Here is a 16,635-nt window from a genome sequence, read left to right as displayed (position 1 = left end):
CTCTAGGCGGGCTATCGGATTGGTGCGAAGGCGATCATTAGCCCACTCATGGACATGACCCCTCCGCTCGGTCTTTCGAAATCAATGGTGAACGTGTTCGTCCCAAGCGAAAGCGATGCGAGCGCCCACAACTGGGAATCAGCGACTTGGTCACCTTGCCTGACGATGGCGCCGCCGTGATACAGCCGCGCGTAGTTCCCTTCGACGCCAAGGCCCACCATCCACTGGACCATCACGACGCCCATGAGGACATGCGGTACGGCCACATCGAAGGAGAATGTATTGGTTCCGGAGCCTGCCCCGAAGGAAAGATTGAACGCCCCGGAGTTAAACGCCGTCGCCGCACCGGCCACCAGCTTGTTCCAAGTAATCGAGGTCTCGGCGTAGGCGGCGTTGTAAATCCGAGGCGCGCCTGCATCGCCGTTCGCGATGGCAATAGGGTTATCCCGCAGCGCCAAGCCATCGACAGAACGAATTGGTTTCCCAGGCTCCAGGGATGAGTCCGGTATGTTGGTCCATGCCATATTTAGGTCCAGTTGAAACCGGGGTCGCCCCCGACTTTGCCGTTTGCGTCAGCCCACCATGCTCCGGTGAACTTTTCTTCGTCGGTCGCCTCGTCGTAGGTGGGAGCGTCTGCCTCCATCCAGAGGCCGATTCGGTAGCTGATCGAGTATTCGAATACCTCAAGCCGGTATTCCGCTTGATGGCCCGGCGTGGTTTCTTCGGCACTCAATATCTGATAGCGCGTATCCAATGGCGCGCCAGTGTCATCGACAACGCCACGGTGCAGGATGTCCACTACATCGCCCGTCCACAGCGCCCGGTCCTTGGCATCCACGCTGATCATGATGTAGCGGGGATTGTTCCGGTACCGGCTGAGAAGCCGCGCTGTGACGTTGATCGCCTGGGCATCGCTGTACAGCCATCGCGAATAAATCTTGCGGATGCGTTGCTCGCCGTACTGCTGCGCGCCCTCGGCCTCCAGGTCGGCCCGAATGCGCACGCGCCGATAGTTCGATTCCTTTTCCAGATCTTCAGTAGGGTCCCGCTGCCCCCAGTACACCCAGACCTGCGATACCCGACCTTTCGGGTCTTGGGTTACCTGAGCACTGTCGGCGATGATGTTTGCGTCGTCGTTCAGCTTCGGTACGGTTTGGAATACCGGCGGCTTGATGGCCTCCAGCCGAATCTTCTGTTCGCGTTCGTCCCACCAGATGAAAAACAAGCACTGCTCGGTGATCTCGGACAGCAGGTCGGTTACGCCCGTGGGCTCCGTAACCAGGCCTGTCAGGTCAAATTGCTGCAACCAGACTGAAGCCTCGGCCTCCCATGCGGCGAGGTCTATCCACTCGGTGGGGACCTCTCCGTACTGCGTCAGCCACTCATAGGCCAGATGATCAACGCGGATGTTCTGGTACCGCAGGCACAATTGAACCCGGTCGCCCGCTTCGTGGCTGTCGGGCTGGCTCCCATCCGTTGACCGCGTGATGCCCGTAAGTTGGATCTCGCTGTCGCTGATCGTGTTGACCCAGGTATAGGTCATCAACTCATCGTTCACGCGAACAGTGCCGGGCGCCGGATACTCTGATGCCAGCGCCCTGGTCACCCGCAAGGCCACAATCGCTTCTTCTTCGCTGTAGTCAACCAGCAATTCCCCAGCGCTTGCCCGCGGCGCCTGTGCCCGGTCGTTGTCGGCCAGCTTCAGCACGTCCTTTGCAGTAATCTGCACGCGCCCGCGCGAATCAGGGCCGTCGATCTTGTCAATCAAGTAGGTCCTGGTGACCATGTCACCCATGGCCTGGCCAGCGTAGCCCTCGCGCACGCGCAGCACGCGATTGTTGTAGTACGGGTTCCTCGCCAGCCATTTCGACCAGAAGGTGCCGCGCTCCAACGGTCTGTAACCCCGCTCGGCGACATACGGATCCACCACATTGTCGGAATGCGGGTGATCGGTGAACGTGACCTTGACGCTGGCCCGCTTCCCCAGGGGACCGCTGCTGCTACTGCCACCGCCCGGGTTGATTTCCGTCGGAGCCGTCGACACGGACTGCACGCTCGGCAGGCAGTACACGTCCGGCAACCGCTCGCCCGGCCTGCAAAAACGCAGCGTCAACGTGCCGCGGTTGAAGTTCTCCGGATCCTGACAGGTCGCCAGCGTGTTGAAGCACTTGCGCTCGCCAGTCACGCCGACGGCAGCCGTGCACGGCGCCTGGCCGTAGACGTTCCGGCAGAAGTCTTGCTCGAGCTCAACCACCGTCTGCAGCTCGCGCCCCACAGTAGTCTCGTTCATGCAATGGCCTCGACCTTGAGGCCCACCTGCATCCAATCCCGCACGCCCATATTCTCCGGCTGAATGTCCTCTGCCGGCGTCCAGGCATATAGCACTTCGGCCGGATACCGTAGGGGGTTCCAGGCGATGAAGAACGGGTACTTCCTGGCGGCTTCCACGAACGGGGCGAAATTGTCGCGATACCACTGGGCAGGCAGATGGGCCCATTCATAGGCCGTGGCATACCCCTGCCGAATAATGGACCGCCCCAAGAACTGGCCACCCATCGATAGATTCGGCATGATCTCCGTCCGGCGGGACAGATTGCCGGGCGAGTGGCCAGGCGAGACCGGTCGGTACGTTTCCAGCACCTTGCCCAGGTACAGCACGCCGATCGAGCCAATCGCTTCCGTGACATTCAGCCGCCAGTACCGAGCCGTGACGGGCTCGATCAGCAACATAATGGCGTTGTCGTCGGCCGGCTCGACGGTGGCGGCGGTTTCCCACGCGGCGCCATCGTCGCTGCACTGGATCGAGAACGTGGCGCCGGCCGAGCCAAGATCGTGGCTGGCGATGCCCAGGTAGTCGACCTCCACGGCCTGGCCGGCGTCGAATTGCACCCAGGCGGGCACGGCTTCGGGCTTCCAGCGTTCGTAGGTCATGGGGTTTGCCAGCGCGGCTGCCGGCCACGAATCTGCCTCGCTGCTCGCCGTGATCTCGGCATCCCGGGTCAGCGTGCGCCAGCCGATGCGGCTGTGCCGCAGCGAGCTGTGCCAGCATCCGGTACCCATCTCGACCAGGGAGGGACTTACTACGATGATGCTCATGTCAGCCTCTTACCTGGAGGATGGCGCCGTCGCCCAGCACCTCGTTAAGACTGTCGACGAAGCGGCGCATGTCCTTGTCGCTGAACCAAGACCCGTTCAACGTCAGCGCGATCACCGTCGGCTGCTGGCCAGAGCCGCGCGCTTGGGCGGCCGACCCGACTGCCTGCCGCGTGGCATCTCGATTGCTGACCACCTCCCCGCGCTGGTTCGGCAGCAGGAACTGCTGGCCATTGGCCATATTGAGGACTTCTGGCGCGCCGGTTTCGTGGATACGGTACATGTTGCCGGGCACGACCGAGCCGCCGTATTGCTTCCCGCCACCCATCGATATGGACGCGATGCTGCTCAGGATGGTGGCTGTTCCCGCAATCACCGTTCCGACTGCCGCCAGGTTTGCCGGAAACGGCAGATTCCATGCTTTGGCGACTGCTCCCTGTATTTGGATCGCAGCATCTGCGATAGCGAAAGCTTTCGACGCGGCGAACATTGCCTTGTAGAGGCCCGACTGCTTGCCGGCGAACGTCGCCAGCACGCCGGCCATGGCATCAAACCCCTGCTGGCCGGCCTTCAACATTATCGACATCTTGGCCTGCTCGATCTGAGCCATGCGGTCGGAATGGGCCTGGTAAAGCTCTTCCTCCAAGGCCATATAGCCCTGTTTGACCTCGATTTCGAGATCCTTGGCGGTCTGCAGGCGCTCCAGCTGGGCGGCGTAACGCTCCTCTTCGGCCTTGGCCTCCTCTTCATACCGGGCGTACTGATCATCAAACTCGCCACCAGACAGCGGATCGACGTCGCCCTTGATCGTGTCTTCCGGCTTGTCGCCGAACTCACGGCGCTGGCGCTCAGCCTCGGTCACCTGATAGACCGCCTTGGCCAAATCCGTGACCTTGTCGATCTCTTCCTGAGTAGCGAATCGGTTGAGCTTTTGTTTGGCCCGGGCCACGGCCAAGTCTTCGCCGCGCAACGCGGCAAGGCTCAGTTCCTGCGATAGATCCTTCAGGACTGCGGCGTTGCGCTTGGCCGCATTTGCCGATTCCGACGCGCTGCCAGTGCCCTTCTTATGGCTGGCATTCAGGTTATCGACGGCGTGCGCCGCAGACATGACTGCCGTACGGTACTCGTCCGACACGTCCGTCAAACCACCCAGGTAGCGCTCAGCGGCCTTCGCGGCGCTATTGCCGTCCTGCAGGGCCGCGACGCGATCCTGCAGCGATTTCAGGTACTTCCCGGTTTCGCCGTCGAATCCAGCCAAAGCGGCATTCAGGGCGCCCTGTGCGCCGGCGGCGTTTCGAGCCGAAGCCGAAAGTTGATCGTGTGCCTGGGAAAGCGCATTGGAACGCTCTTGCGCCGTCACCATTTGCTGGGCGCCCGCGCTGACTTCTGACGCCAACTGGATCTGCTGGTTCACCCATTCCTGTGAACGGCCATTGGCATCGGCGTAAGACTGAATCAGCGCCACGAGCTGCGCGTCCAAGTCCTGGTAGGAAATCGTGCCGGCCTTGGCGCCAGCCACCAGTTCGGCAATCTGCTGCGACGACTCGGCGCGCCAGCGCGCAACCGCCTTGGTGCCGTCGGCCAGGGACCCGCGGGTCAGTTCGGCCAAGGCATCGTCTAAACGACGCACGCCGGCCGAGATATCCTGGCGAGCCGATTCCATGGCCATTTGCCGCTGGGATTCGGTCAGTTCCTTGAACTTGCCGATAACCTCGTCCAGTGGGCGCTGCATGTCCAGCAGACTCTGCTTTGCGGTATCGGTGTTATCGCTGAACAGGAGCAGGCCGGCGGCGGCCGTGGCCACCGCCGAGATGATGCCAAGCGGACCACCAAAAAGCCCCAGCAGCGCGCCGCCAGCGCCCGAGGCCGCCCGCTGGGCAATCCCCAGGCGCTGAACGGCGGCGGCATGTGCATTTGCCGCATTCGCTGCAGCTGCATGCGACCCGCCCATCCTGGAGTTGGCCTGAGCGTTCGTCACAGCCGATGCCGCAGCCTGTAGGTTCGCCTGGGCCAGTTTCAGTTCCTCGACGGCCTGCACCCGCGCAGCCAGCGCGGACCGTGCATTGGCGACAGCCGCCTGCCCCATCGAAGCAATGTAGCGCGCCAACGCTCCAGCACCGGCCGCCATCAACAGCTTCACAATGGTGTCGATGTTCTCGCCCAGGGCGATGACGGCCTGCGACAGCACACCGGTGGTGCCGGTCGCCTGGTTGGCTTCACCCACATAAGCCGAAAGGTTGTTCCGAAAGGCAGTGAACGCGTCCTTCAACGTTGTGGCCATGCCGTCGGCGGCGGCCTGGTTTTGCTCCAGGGACTGTCGCAAGCCTTCGTTCAGGTCCTTGGCAGTCAGCAAACCCGACGCGCCCAGGTTGCGAATCTCGGCTTCGGTCTTGCCCGTCGCCTCGGAGATATCGCCAATGACAGACGGGATAGCGGCGAGGATCGATTCCCAGGAGTCAGCTTCAACCTTGCCCTTGTTGATCGATTTCGTGAAGGCCGAGATCGCCCCATTCGCTCGATCAACACTGGCGGCGTTCTTGACGAACAGGTAGGACATCGAATCGGTGATGTCCAGAACCTGCTCGGTGTTGTACCCCATCGACCGCAGGGAATCGGCCGTACGGATATAGACTTCCTGGGCCTCGGCCAGCGATCGGTACGTGCGGTTGGCGTTCTTTAGCAGGCGCTGCTGCACCAGGTCGTACTCTTCCTGGCTGCTGGTGGCAAAGCGCACGCGCTCGGCCATCTCGTTGTAGCCCTCGGCCATCTGGATCAACGAGTTGACGCCCTGCAGCGTCAAGTAGCCACCAATGACCTTGAGCAGGCCGTCCATGGCAGTCGCGGTCGATTGCGACTCCTTTCCCAGCCCCTTGACGGCCTGCGCCGTCTTGGTCATCTGCATTTCCGCCTTCCCGGCGGCTTTGTCGGTCTGGCCGAATCGCTGATTGACGCGATCAAGGGACGAGTCGAGACCCGAGGTGCTATTCACGAGTTTGGCGGTGTCCGCTTCGACCGTGTAATAGATCGAACCTACGTTTTCAGACATCAGTGCGCACCCTGTCGTTTCCTGCGAGCCGCCTCGACGCGCTCGAACCATTCCATCGTGGCGTTATGCTCTTCCTTGGTAGGCGCCTTCGCCCCTGGCGCGTTGCTTTCCGGTCGCGGGAATTTCGTACGCAATGCGCCCACCAGCGCAGTCATGGTGCAGTTCCAGGCCTCCCGTTCTGACATGCCCAGATGCGCCATGGCCATGGCCACGTGCGCGCGCGCGTCGAACTCTTTCACGTATTCGGGCTCGTCGCCTGCGCGCCGCGGCAATTCTGGCAACGCGCCGACAATGCCGTGCTTGAGCAGGCACTGCGCCAACGCGATGACATGGCTTACCGGAACCCGCCCAGGCACATACCCGCGTTCGCCCCAATACCCGAAGACATCGGACAGGTCTTCGTCGCAGCACGAATAGATGACTGCCAGTGCATCGGCGACGTAGCCCTGGATTTCACCTTCCACGCCCTGGCCGGCGGCCAGGCGCGCAAAGACAGCCACGATGTCGGCAGGCTCTCCCAGCATCGACATGGCGTACAGCGAGGGGCGAAGAACATAGGTCTTCTCCCCTGCGTGTACGCCGACCTCCCCGATATCCTTCAGGATCATGGGCTTACGCCGCCGTCACCGTCAGCGCGCAGGTGTCGGTCTTGGTCGGATCGGCCGAGCTGGTCGCAGTGATGGTGGCCGTACCGGCATCGACCGCAATCACCACGCCGGTGACGGCGTTGACCGTGGCAACTTCCGTATCGCTGGACGACCAGGTGATCGCCTGGCTGGCGCTGGTCGGAAGCGCGACGGCCTCGACGTCGTAGGTCTGCCCCACTTCCAGCGGCAGGGTATCGGGCACGACCTGGACCGAGGTCACGGCAGGCGCGTCCGGATCGGGCGTGTCTTCCACGATCAGGCCGAAATCGGACGCCGTGGCGGTCGCCTCCATGCTGTAGGTTGCGACGTCGTCGAACGGCGCGCTGCGGCTGAAACTGGTCAGCAACATGAATGCCGTGAACGTCAGGTCCGGGAAGGTCATGCGGAACCAGGCGACCGGTTGGCCGCTGGTGGCCACAGGATTGAGGAAATGCTTGGTCATTTCCTTCAGGTTCGCCGCACCTTCGCCCGTGAGGGTCAGCGTGCCGTCGCCCGACATCGTCAGCGACAGGAACGTGGCCAGGTTCTCGCGCAGCGACCCGATGGAGTCGTCGGCGGTGGCGTCCGTCGAATCCCACTCGGCCGTGAATTCCTTGGTGCGCATCGCGCCAAAGCGCTTCCATTCGTTGGCTGCCGGCAGCACGTCGCCGCAGCCGATCACGTATTCCAGGACAACGTCCCGGCCTACATACTTCTTGTTCTTGCATACAGCCATTTCGGCCTCCTGTAGATCAAAAGAGAACTTCAAAGTCCAGGCTTACCCAAGCCCGGTTTTCGGTGGTGTATCCGGGGCCGGATGGCTCACCTATCGCGCGCACGGACGCGGCCGCGCACGGGGCCGAATCGCCCAATGCGGCCGCCGCCAGTGATTCCATGTCCACTTGGATGTCGTCGGCATACTGCCGGCCGTTGCGCGGCCCGAGCAGCAGCACGCGAAAGCGCTGCCGGCGGTCGTCTACATCGGGGCCCGGCCCACCTGTGGCCAGGACAACAGCAATCCACGTGTCGGCCAGGGCCAGGCTGTCGATCCACATGCCGCGGCTGTATGTGTATCGGGTCGGGCTGGCGGTCAGCTTCAGCCAGTCAACGAAAGCATCGAACACTCTCAGACCCCGTAATTGCGTTTCAGGATGGCGGGAATCGCCGGCTTGATTTCATCGAAGGCCTTTTCCAGGAAGCGGGGCTCGGCGTTCGGGTCCCAGAAGTCGCCGCGGCTCGGATCGTTGGGGTCGCGCGGTCGTCCGCGCAACGTGCCCGCGGCGTCGTGCACCGTAGCGGCGTATTCAGCCGTGTACCCAATGTTGCCGGTGACCTTTCCCTGCGACACCTCGATCTGGGGCGCGTACTGGCTGTTGACCAGGTTGCTGGTGTCGATGGGCGTCATCTGCGCGGCCATGGCGCCGCCCTGCGACAGAATTTCGTAGACCGTGCGCTCGGTCGTGCCTTCGGCAATGCGCGCAACCGCGACGCGGTAATTGCGCCTGACGCGCTCGATTCCCTTTACAGGCATCACGTCACCAGTCGAAAGTCCGGCGTCTCGCCGAAGAAACTCATGTCCCAATTGGTCACCGACCGGATTTCCTCCCAGCCGTTGGAACCGTCGAACATGATCATGTCGAGGTATTTAGGGCGCGGGTCTTCCGTGTAGATGACGTGCCGGCCGATGAATTCAGCGCCGCGCGCGCCACTCTGGCCGCCCAGGTCGCGCTCCATCTCGTTCGAGGCCGCCCAGGTGCAGGCGATGGTGTAGGGTTCCCCGTACTCGGATTCGCCCGTCATCAGGTCCTGCCGCACGAACGGCCGCACCGTGGCGGTGTTCGTGTAGCTCCAGTTGGCGGTGTTCGACATCTACGTCATCCACACATGCAGCCGCCGCGCGCGATCCACAGGCCGGCATGCGCCGTCTGGGTCGGGTCGGGCGGGATCAGGCCGCCGGCGCACCCGAACTTGTCCAGGCCACGCAGCAGGCTCAGTTGGCCGCGCCAGCGGTCTGCAAAGGACAGGTACCGGAACGACCGGCTGGCGCCCGACGGCGCCGACTGGCTGCTGATATAGCGGTCGCCCTGCCCCAAAGCCATCAGGCTGACCAGGTACAGCATGATCAGCAGGCCGGTCGATGCCGGGTAATGCTTGTTCAGGCAGTCGATGATGCTGTTGGCCTGGGCAACCAGGGCCTCGAGCAGGAAGTCGGGCAGGTCGATGCCCTGAGAAGCCAGATACTCGCGGGCTTGCTCGACGGTCAGAGGGTCCATGCCTGATTCCAGAATGAAGAGGCCCCGCCGAAGCGGGGCCAGAAAAAACCGCCCGAAGGCGGCTTAATTGGCGGGGAACAGCGCCGCCAGGTCCGCGGGCGACAGCAGCGCGGCCAGGTCGTCGGCGCTCTTGCGGGCGTCGAAATCGACCTTCAGTTCCTTCAGGCGCGCCACGATCAGGGCCTTGCGGTCCTTGTCGCTGAGGTCGCCCGCGCCGGGCGTGGCCGGCGTCAACGTGCCGCCCGCCCCGCCGCCGGCCGCCTCGGCTCGGATGCGCTCGGCCTCGGCGTGACCATCGGCCACGATCCTGTCGGCCTCGGTGCGCGCGGCGCTTACCATCTTGTCGATGGTCTCCTTGGCTTCCGCGATGATGCGATTGGCCTGCTCGGTGGCGATGGCCGCAACATCCACGGTCACGTGACCGGCCCTGCCGCCGTCCGTGATCTCCATCACGTTGGCGGCCAGAGCCGGATGCACGCGGTCGAGGGTGAGCACGGCGCCCTTCTTGACGCCGTTCCAGGGACGGATCACTTGATACTTGGCCATGTCCGCCTCCTTACGCCAGGTTGGCGCCGTAGATGACGCCGCTCTTACTGTCGCCGTCGCGCTTGATCTGCAGGCCCATGGCTCCCATGATCTGGAAGTTGTAGTTGGACTGCGGCATCGGACGCAGCAGCGGAACGACGCCCGTTGCCATGCCGACCAGGGGAGAGATGACGTCCTGGCGGCGCTGGTAGGCGATGAACTCGTTGCCGGACAGCGCGAAGGTCTGGCGAATCGAGCGCGCCGGCACAAAGCCCTGGATCACGCTCAGGACGTTGCCGCCCGACAGCAGCGTGTTGCCGCCGATGGTGACCGTGGCCGGCTTCATGAGGTTCGCCCAGATCTGCGGCGACACCCACATCACGTCGTAGGCTTCGACGAAGTTGTCCCGGGCCGCCTGGCCGAAGGCGCCGCTGGTGAAGAACGCCGCGATTTCGGTCTGAGTCGCCGTGGTCAGGTTGATGTTCGCGCCGCCGGCACCCGAGCCCAGGTTCAGCTTGATCGTGTTGCGGTGGTTCTTGATGCCCTGTCCGGGCTTGCCGTCCACCACGATCTTGTCGCTGCCGCCGAGCACGTAGCTGACCAGGAACTTGTTGTACTTGCGCAGCTTGACAGCTTGCGAGTCCAGCACCAGATCGATACCGACGGTGGACATGCCCGCCGCGTGACGCCAGTTCACGCCGTAGCCAGCCGTGAAGACGGGGATCGGGTCGCCATCCGAATCGTACTCGGTGTGATCGAACGAATACGGCGGCTGGCCGTCCATGCTGATCGACACGTCGTCGGCGATATCGCCGGAAATGTTGTACAGCTTGACCGTCTTGCCGATGGACAGGACGGTTTGGACGCCCAGCAGATCGTTGACGATCTCCATGCCGGTTTCCTGGTCGCGGAAGGTAATGACCTGGCGGTCCACCTCCTGCCAGAAGTCGCGGCCGAGGCCGGCCAGCGCATTGGCCACCAGCATCTCCGGCGTCATGACCGCGCGATTGGCCGTCAGCATGGCCTCGTCCTGGCGGTTCCAGATGTTGCGGTTGGCCTGCAGCTCCTGATAGTGGCCCATCAGGCGCGGATGCGCGGCGATTGCGGATTGAGTCAGAAACATGTTGTTTGCTCCTCGGATTATGCGCCGCCGGCGTCCGCAGGGGCAACGGTGCCCACGCGGAAACGCACGCGGATGAAGTCGGTGGTGCTGGCGGCGATCACGGCGTCGTCCTGGCTGTAGCCCAGCACGGTGTCGGTGTCGTCGGTGGCGATGGCGCCCTGGCCGCTTGCCCCCAGCTTGATGGGCGTGTCCTTGGCGTAGGTGCCGGCCGGGCACAGGATGGCCAGCTCGCGGCCTTCCTCGACGTAGTTGCCGACGGCGGAGTCGCCGACGGGAACGGCGTCGCGGATGCCCAGGCCCTGGTGGTAGGCGCAGTCGATGACGTACAGACGCCCGACGGTTTCCGCGGCCTGGGCGAACTTGTCGTCACCGTTGATGACGGCGAACGTGCCCGGCAGAAGGGCCGCGGCGGTGACCCGAGTTTCGGTCTTGTACAGCGACTGGCCGTCGATGTTGATGCGGCGATAGCGGCTCATGTGTTACTCCTTCGGCAGGTTTGCGACATCGGCCGTCAGGCCGGCGGCCGGGCTCCGGCCGGAGTTTCCGGCCAGCGTGGCAGCTTCGCCCAGCGACTTGAACATGGCGTCCAGCGCGTCGCCCGACAGCGCGTTGGCGACGACCTCGCCATGCTTCTCGGCAACGGCCTTGCGCTTGTCGGCTTCTTCGGCGCGGGCGTTGGCGGTCAACTGGTCGGCCAGGGCCTTGTGGTTGTTCTGCAGGGCCGCGACAGCTTCCGACACGGGTTTGACGGCGTCGGCCAGGGCCTGGCTGACGTTGGCGGTGACGGCTTTGCTGATTTCGGTGGTCAGCTCGGCCTTTTCTTCAGCGGTGAGAGGCATATCGCCCTCCTGGGTTTGCGCAGGCCGAGCCTGCTGGTTGAAAAATCGTTTGAGGCTGTTGACGGCGGCCACCATCCAGGATTCCTGGCGCACGACGGGCTGGCCGGCGTCCTCGAAGGTGATCTTGCCGCCGTCGTCCGTGTAGCCGAACATCTCGGCGGCACCGCCATTGCGAATCAGCACAGCCTGCGAGTCCGTGAAATCAGCCACCCAGACGTACTGGTCGGCGGCCGCCGCGAACTTTTCCTTGGCGGCCCGATCCAGGCGCTGCTCGCGCTCGCGGTAGGACTCGCCCACCAGCGCGCCGGAATTCACCTGCACTGGCTTGGCCTGGTCAGCGTTGACCATGAGGCCGACGCCCTGTGCCGGCGTCGCGGCGCCAGGTTCGTCCAGCAGGATGGCGTCGTGGTCGATGCTGCGGATGTTGGCGATCCAGTCGTAGCCGTCGGCGTCGCTGTTGGCGGCGATCCGATCCAGGAACACCGCCACGCTGGTGTGGATCGGGTCGCCCTCGCCCTTCTCGATGGCGTTCAGGCGGTCCAGCAGGCGCTTGCCGCCCTCTGTGTTCTGGGCGAACTCCACGTCCAGCCACTTTTCGGTGTAGACGCGGTTGCCCACCAGCTTGGTGTTGCGGTTCCAGGCGCCGATGTGGCCCTGGTTGATACCTTCCGGCGAGAAGGCCGACACGAAGGCGCCGTTCACCGTGGGGTGGCCCAGCGGCGCCAGCGTGCCGTCCAGCTTCTTGTAGTTGGCGACGATCTGGTCCTTGGGGTACAGGCCACCGTTCATGACGACGTCGAACGGCATCGTGTAGCTCGGGATGACGACATGCTCGCGGCCGTTGTACTGCTCGCGGCGGATCGCTTTCTTGTTGACCTGCGTGGTGATATTGACTTGCATCGGCATGACTATTTCTCCGTCCAAGCGCCCTTGCCCTTGGTTTTCATGACCTCGTAGTTCCGGCGCGCCCGCTCCTGGATAGCCGGCACCAGCGGCTTGCCGGCGTCGTCCACCAGGACCTCGACCTGGCTGCACTTGCAGTTGATGGCGTTTCCGTCCTGGCTGTACCAGTCGCGCACCTGCTCGGACGTGAACAGGCGGGCGTGCCGCGCCGCGTGCGTCGGGCGCGTCGTCGGGCTCAGCGCCGACATGTGCATCAGCTTCGACTGCACGCCGTAATCCTCGGCGGCCTGGTCCTTCTCGTCCCACCTGGCGCGCCGCAGGGCCATCGGCACTTCCGTGCGGGCGATCCGCCTGGCGCGCCGCGTCTCGATGCCCGTTTGCTCCGTCAGGGTCTTGGCAATCACGCGCGGGTTCTGGCCGCGCCCCAGGCCGTCAGCCAGGGCTCGCCCCATGTCGGCCTTCACTTGCGCCGACAGGCCCTTCATTTCTTCGAACACGCGCGACCGCAGCAGGGCCACGCGGGTCTGGTACGGCGGCGAGCGCAGCAGGTTGTCCAGCGACATCCGGCCGGCTCGGTAGGCCTCCGACTGCTGGGCCAGGTTCACATAGGCCTGCGCCGTGCCGCGCTGGTACGCTACCGTGACGTACGCCCGCAGGAACCAGTTGCTGTTGGCGCCGCCCTCCAGCAGGACCGTGTCGACCACGATGTCGAGCTCGGCATACAGCGCCGACAGCACGGCCTGATCCAGGCGGAAGGTGTAGCGCTCGTTGACCACTGGCTCGGCCGGGATCCTGTCCAGGGCGGTGCGATAGGCGTCGCCGATCTTGCGCATGCGCCGCGCGAACTCGCGCATAGCGCCCCGCTCCAGGCGGTCAACGCCGGTCGGGTCGACCTGGTTCACCGGTAGGATCGGCGCCCTGGCCATCCTCGTCCTCTTCCTCGCCGTCGGTGTCGCCCAGCGGCTCGCCCTCGTCGCGGGGCTCGAAGCCCGCGGCCGTGCGGATCTCGTCCGTGTCGAACACCTGCTCGCCGGTGGCCAGCGACGCCGTGTTGATGTCGCTCATCACCTTGGCGCTGTTCAGCTTGTCGGTCGCGGTGGACTCGTTCAGATCGTCCCAGATCACCGCGTACCGCGGCTGGGGCTTGATCACGCGGATGCGCACCAAGTGCGACACGAAGGCCTCGATTTCGAACGACAGCTCGGTGCTGCGGCGCGCCTGGCACCGGGCATTGAAGTATCGCTGGTCCTCGGTGCTGGCGCGCTCGCCGGACTGGTTCCCGATCAGAATGCGAGACGGAATATCCATTGCCGCACATGCCGTCTGCAGGTTGACGTCATAGGTCGGCCGGGGATCCGGCACCTGCGACACCAGCGCCGACACACTCGCCCCCTGCGTCAGCAGCATGGCGTCGTTGCCGCGGTTGATCTCCCGGGCCGCCTCGTTGAACCGTTCGTGCAGGTCTTCGAGCGGCACGTCGTACACCGAGGCCAGATTCCTTAAATCGGTTTCCTTGTCGAAATTGACGGCCACCTGACGCGCGGCATTCTTCAGGAACGATTCGCCCGAGCCGCCTTCGACTTTTTCCAGGTTGACGAAGGCGTTGTACGCCGGTTCGAGGAAGCCGATGGCGTCGGCCGAATAGTCGCCCAGGATGAACACGCGATCACGGTGGACATTGACGTCCCGCCCCGGCTGCCCGTTGATCGTGGTTTCCCTGTACTTCCACAACTTGGGCTGGCCGTAGGTTTCCGACGCCGTGTCGGTGTCCCACTCGCCCACCGTGAGCGCGCCGGCCCACGCCACAATCACACCGGCGAGCCCCTTTTCACCACCCTCGACGGGCTGGTCCCATTCCTTGCCGTCGCGGATTCTAAGGATCAGACCCGAGTACCGGCCGACCAGGCGCCGGCGATCCGCATCGGCGAACAGGCGCCACACGGACGGCGTCAGCACCGCCGAGATCGCGCGCTCCCAGGGCGTCTCTTGCTCGGCGCGATCGTCCTCGGCGCCCTGGATGACCTCGGGCGCTGACTTCCAGCACAAGCCGGTCAGCTTGTTCACCGCGCCATTGGCTATGCCGCCTCGCCGGTACAGGTTGAACAGCATGCTGTAGCTGACGTTTTCCGGAAACCCGTACTCACACCACGCCCTGTCACGCTTCTGGTCCAGGCCGGTCCCGCCGGGATTGAGCAGCCCCATGCGGGCGCGCGCCATCCGATAGTCTTCCAATGCATGGTTGACTGCCAGTTGAAGTTTGTCCGTCATTTCCGCTCCGCCCTGAGAATCAGGGCTGTCTTGTCCGTTTCCCGCACCAGCTCGACGCTGGACAGGTTCGGGTCGCGCCACACGCGCGTACCTTCGGTGCCGGCATGCTCCACGGCCACCGCCCGCGCGCAGGTCAGGCAGCGCGCGCGCACGACCAGTTCGATGGAGCCATCCAGGGCCGCCAGCTTGAAGATCGCCATTACCTACCTCGAAGTCGCTTCGGCAGCATCAGACCTGCGACCCCGCTGCGCTTGATTACCGGGGCCAGCGCGTAGCGGGTGGCGTCCCAGTAGTGGTTGTGTTTGTCGACAATGTCCGTCAGGACGTCGCCAGACAGGCGGTCGACCTTGTAGCTGTACAACCGCGCCTCGCGCAGCGTTCTGGTGCACCGCGGGTGCAGAATGATTTCCTTGTACGACCGCAGGTGGGCAATGCCGTCCTCGACACTACCTTGCCATTTCTCCACGCCCTCGATCCGGGGCAGGTTGGCGCGCTTGCCTTCCCTGCCCTTGCTCTTCACATGGCTGATCGTCTCCGGCCGGGCCGAATCGGCGCGCACAGCGTGCAACTCGATGCCGGGCAGCCGGTCGATCATGTACTGGGCAATATCGTCGTTCTCGAGGCCGACCTTGCCCGCCTCGTACTCAATCCACAGCCGGCTGTCGTGGATCCAGCATTTCACGCCCGCCGTCGGATCTTGAGAAAAGCCCCAGTCAAGGCCGTAGTACGGGCCATCCCAGCCCAGCTCCGGCTGGAACTCGGCCACCCGGTACTTGCCGGCCAGAATCTGGGCTTCGCTGTTCTCGCGGTAGGCGCCATCCCAGACCCAGGCATAGGTCTGGTCGTCCATGCGCTCCCGGTCGATGCGGCGCTCTTCGTCCAGGACCTGCGGAAACCAGGGGTTGTCCGTGTAATTCAACTCGACGATCTTGGCGCCGGGCGGCAGATTCTTGCGGAACCGCTCGTCGATTGGGCTGCCGTCCTTTTCCGGGTTCCATGTCACCCAGATTTCGGAATTCCAGCCCGGCCCCTCTTCCCGCACCGTGGGCAGCAGCTTGATGAACGCCGTCTCGCTGACGTTCTCGCCCTCATCGATCCAGGCGATCAGGATCCGCGCCTTGGACTTGATGCTGTCCAAGTTGTGGCGCAGGCCTGCAAATCCGTACCAAACTCGCTTGTTCTTGGTCCGGATGTACTTGTCGCCGATGTCGTAGTAGGCCTCCAGCCACGGCTCGGCACGGATGGCCGCCTTGATCTCCTCCATAGAGGATTCGTCGAGCGAGTTCATGTACTCGCGTGCGCCCAGCAACATGCCGCTGATGCCGGCCTCCGCGAACATGTAGCCGCGAATGGCTGTCATCTTGGCAAAGGACCGCGTCTTCGCCGAGCCGCGCCCTCCATGTGCGCCGCGGTACCGGGCCTTGCCGCTGAAAACCGGGATCAGCTTTGGCGGGAGCTCAATTCTCGCTTTGCTGGACACTCGGGGCCACCAGTTCGATGGTGGTCGGCATTGTCGGGATCGGGCCGCCACCTGGGCCGCTCAGTTCCCGCTTGTTGGTGAACATGCCGCCCGATTCTTTGGCCGCCTGCTCCAGCAACGCGGCCGCCAAGACGATGTTCTTGCGCCTCATGGCCTCTTGGACCATCCGGTGCAGTTGACGCATCCGATAGGCCTGGTCGGCAATCGGGATCTCGGCCACCTCGGCGCGGAACCGCTTGCGAGTGTCATCGAACAGGTCCCGCCACTTCTTGGCCAGGTCCTGGCCAGACACCTTGGTGGGGTCGTACTGGGCGACCTGCGCCCGGTGGACGTCCAGACCGAACTCTTCCTTTACCGCCTCGGCAACCTGGGCCGGTGTGTCATAGCAGGCCAAGGCCTGCACGATGTAGCGCTTCTGCGCGTCGTTCAGCCTCGCCATATTGTGAAATCCGTATAGCC

The 16,635-nt window shown here is 64.0% G+C and carries 19 protein-coding genes; all 19 read right to left on the bottom strand.

Going from position 1 to position 16,635, the window contains the following annotated elements:
- Positions 1–11 precede the first annotated feature (11 nt).
- Positions 12–524 (bottom strand): hypothetical protein, encoded by a 513-nt coding sequence (locus KW845_RS06200; RefSeq protein WP_218368265.1) that lies wholly within the window; start codon positions 522–524, stop codon positions 12–14.
- Positions 525–526: 2 nt separating this feature from the next.
- A complete protein-coding gene (locus tag KW845_RS06195; protein WP_218368264.1) occupies positions 527–2,290 on the bottom strand; it encodes a hypothetical protein in 1,764 nt (587 codons plus the stop codon).
- Complete coding sequence (locus tag KW845_RS06190) at positions 2,287–3,096, bottom strand: discoidin domain-containing protein (RefSeq protein ID WP_218368263.1); 810 nt, start codon at positions 3,094–3,096, stop codon at positions 2,287–2,289. Before KW845_RS06190 ends, KW845_RS06195 begins: the two co-directional genes overlap by 4 nt.
- Position 3,097: 1 nt before the next feature.
- On the bottom strand, positions 3,098–6,139 hold the full coding sequence (locus tag KW845_RS06185) for a tape measure protein (RefSeq protein ID WP_218368262.1): 3,042 nt from the start codon (positions 6,137–6,139) through the stop codon (positions 3,098–3,100).
- Positions 6,139–6,747: a DUF6246 family protein gene (locus tag KW845_RS06180; RefSeq protein WP_218368261.1), complete on the bottom strand. Its 609-nt coding sequence runs from the start codon at positions 6,745–6,747 to the stop codon at positions 6,139–6,141. Before KW845_RS06180 ends, KW845_RS06185 begins: the two co-directional genes overlap by 1 nt.
- Positions 6,748–6,751: 4 nt before the next feature.
- Positions 6,752–7,501: a phage tail tube protein gene (locus tag KW845_RS06175; protein WP_218368260.1), complete on the bottom strand. Its 750-nt coding sequence runs from the start codon at positions 7,499–7,501 to the stop codon at positions 6,752–6,754.
- Between the two features lie 16 nt (positions 7,502–7,517).
- Positions 7,518–7,889, bottom strand: a complete 372-nt coding sequence (locus KW845_RS06170) for a hypothetical protein (protein WP_218368259.1) — start codon at positions 7,887–7,889, stop codon at positions 7,518–7,520.
- A 2-nt stretch (positions 7,890–7,891) separates the two neighbouring features.
- Entirely contained in the window at positions 7,892–8,296 is a 405-nt protein-coding gene (locus KW845_RS06165) for a hypothetical protein (RefSeq protein ID WP_218368258.1), read from the bottom strand.
- Positions 8,296–8,634, bottom strand: a complete 339-nt coding sequence (locus tag KW845_RS06160) for a hypothetical protein (RefSeq protein ID WP_218368257.1) — start codon at positions 8,632–8,634, stop codon at positions 8,296–8,298. The genes KW845_RS06165 and KW845_RS06160 overlap by 1 nt, the downstream gene beginning before the upstream one ends.
- Before the next feature lie 5 nt (positions 8,635–8,639).
- The gene (locus KW845_RS06155) at positions 8,640–9,038 is read right to left on the bottom strand and encodes a hypothetical protein (RefSeq protein ID WP_218368256.1); all 399 of its coding nucleotides are present in this window, start codon (positions 9,036–9,038) and stop codon (positions 8,640–8,642) included.
- Positions 9,039–9,101: 63 nt separating this feature from the next.
- Positions 9,102–9,584: a hypothetical protein gene (locus KW845_RS06150; protein ID WP_218368255.1), complete on the bottom strand. Its 483-nt coding sequence runs from the start codon at positions 9,582–9,584 to the stop codon at positions 9,102–9,104.
- Between the two features lie 10 nt (positions 9,585–9,594).
- Positions 9,595–10,686, bottom strand: coding sequence for a major capsid protein (locus KW845_RS06145; protein ID WP_218368254.1), 1,092 nt, complete (start codon positions 10,684–10,686; stop codon positions 9,595–9,597).
- A 17-nt stretch (positions 10,687–10,703) separates the two neighbouring features.
- Positions 10,704–11,162, bottom strand: coding sequence for a hypothetical protein (locus KW845_RS06140; RefSeq protein ID WP_218368253.1), 459 nt, complete (start codon positions 11,160–11,162; stop codon positions 10,704–10,706).
- Positions 11,163–11,165: 3 nt separating this feature from the next.
- Positions 11,166–12,431, bottom strand: coding sequence for a hypothetical protein (locus KW845_RS06135; protein ID WP_218368252.1), 1,266 nt, complete (start codon positions 12,429–12,431; stop codon positions 11,166–11,168).
- Positions 12,432–12,433: 2 nt separating this feature from the next.
- Positions 12,434–13,330: a phage minor head protein gene (locus tag KW845_RS29710; protein ID WP_218368251.1), complete on the bottom strand. Its 897-nt coding sequence runs from the start codon at positions 13,328–13,330 to the stop codon at positions 12,434–12,436.
- The gene (locus tag KW845_RS06125; RefSeq protein ID WP_218368250.1) at positions 13,302–14,696 is read right to left on the bottom strand and encodes an anti-CBASS protein Acb1 family protein; all 1,395 of its coding nucleotides are present in this window, start codon (positions 14,694–14,696) and stop codon (positions 13,302–13,304) included. The genes KW845_RS29710 and KW845_RS06125 overlap by 29 nt, the downstream gene beginning before the upstream one ends.
- Positions 14,693–14,896 carry a hypothetical protein gene (locus KW845_RS06120; RefSeq protein WP_218368249.1) on the bottom strand — a complete coding sequence of 68 codons (204 nt, stop codon included), beginning with the start codon at positions 14,894–14,896 and terminating at the stop codon, positions 14,693–14,695. Before KW845_RS06120 ends, KW845_RS06125 begins: the two co-directional genes overlap by 4 nt.
- Positions 14,896–16,176 carry a phage terminase large subunit gene (locus tag KW845_RS06115; RefSeq protein WP_218368248.1) on the bottom strand — a complete coding sequence of 427 codons (1,281 nt, stop codon included), beginning with the start codon at positions 16,174–16,176 and terminating at the stop codon, positions 14,896–14,898. Before KW845_RS06115 ends, KW845_RS06120 begins: the two co-directional genes overlap by 1 nt.
- The gene (locus tag KW845_RS06110) at positions 16,154–16,615 is read right to left on the bottom strand and encodes a DUF2280 domain-containing protein (RefSeq protein WP_218368247.1); all 462 of its coding nucleotides are present in this window, start codon (positions 16,613–16,615) and stop codon (positions 16,154–16,156) included. The genes KW845_RS06115 and KW845_RS06110 overlap by 23 nt, the downstream gene beginning before the upstream one ends.
- Positions 16,616–16,635 lie beyond the last annotated feature (20 nt).

It is taken from the genome of Bordetella sp. BOR01 (assembly GCF_019218885.1).
Taxonomy (GTDB): Bacteria; Pseudomonadota; Gammaproteobacteria; order Burkholderiales; family Burkholderiaceae_B; genus Bordetella_A.
Note: the sequence above shows the minus strand (reverse complement) of the source record. Positions and strands in the feature narration are given on the sequence as shown.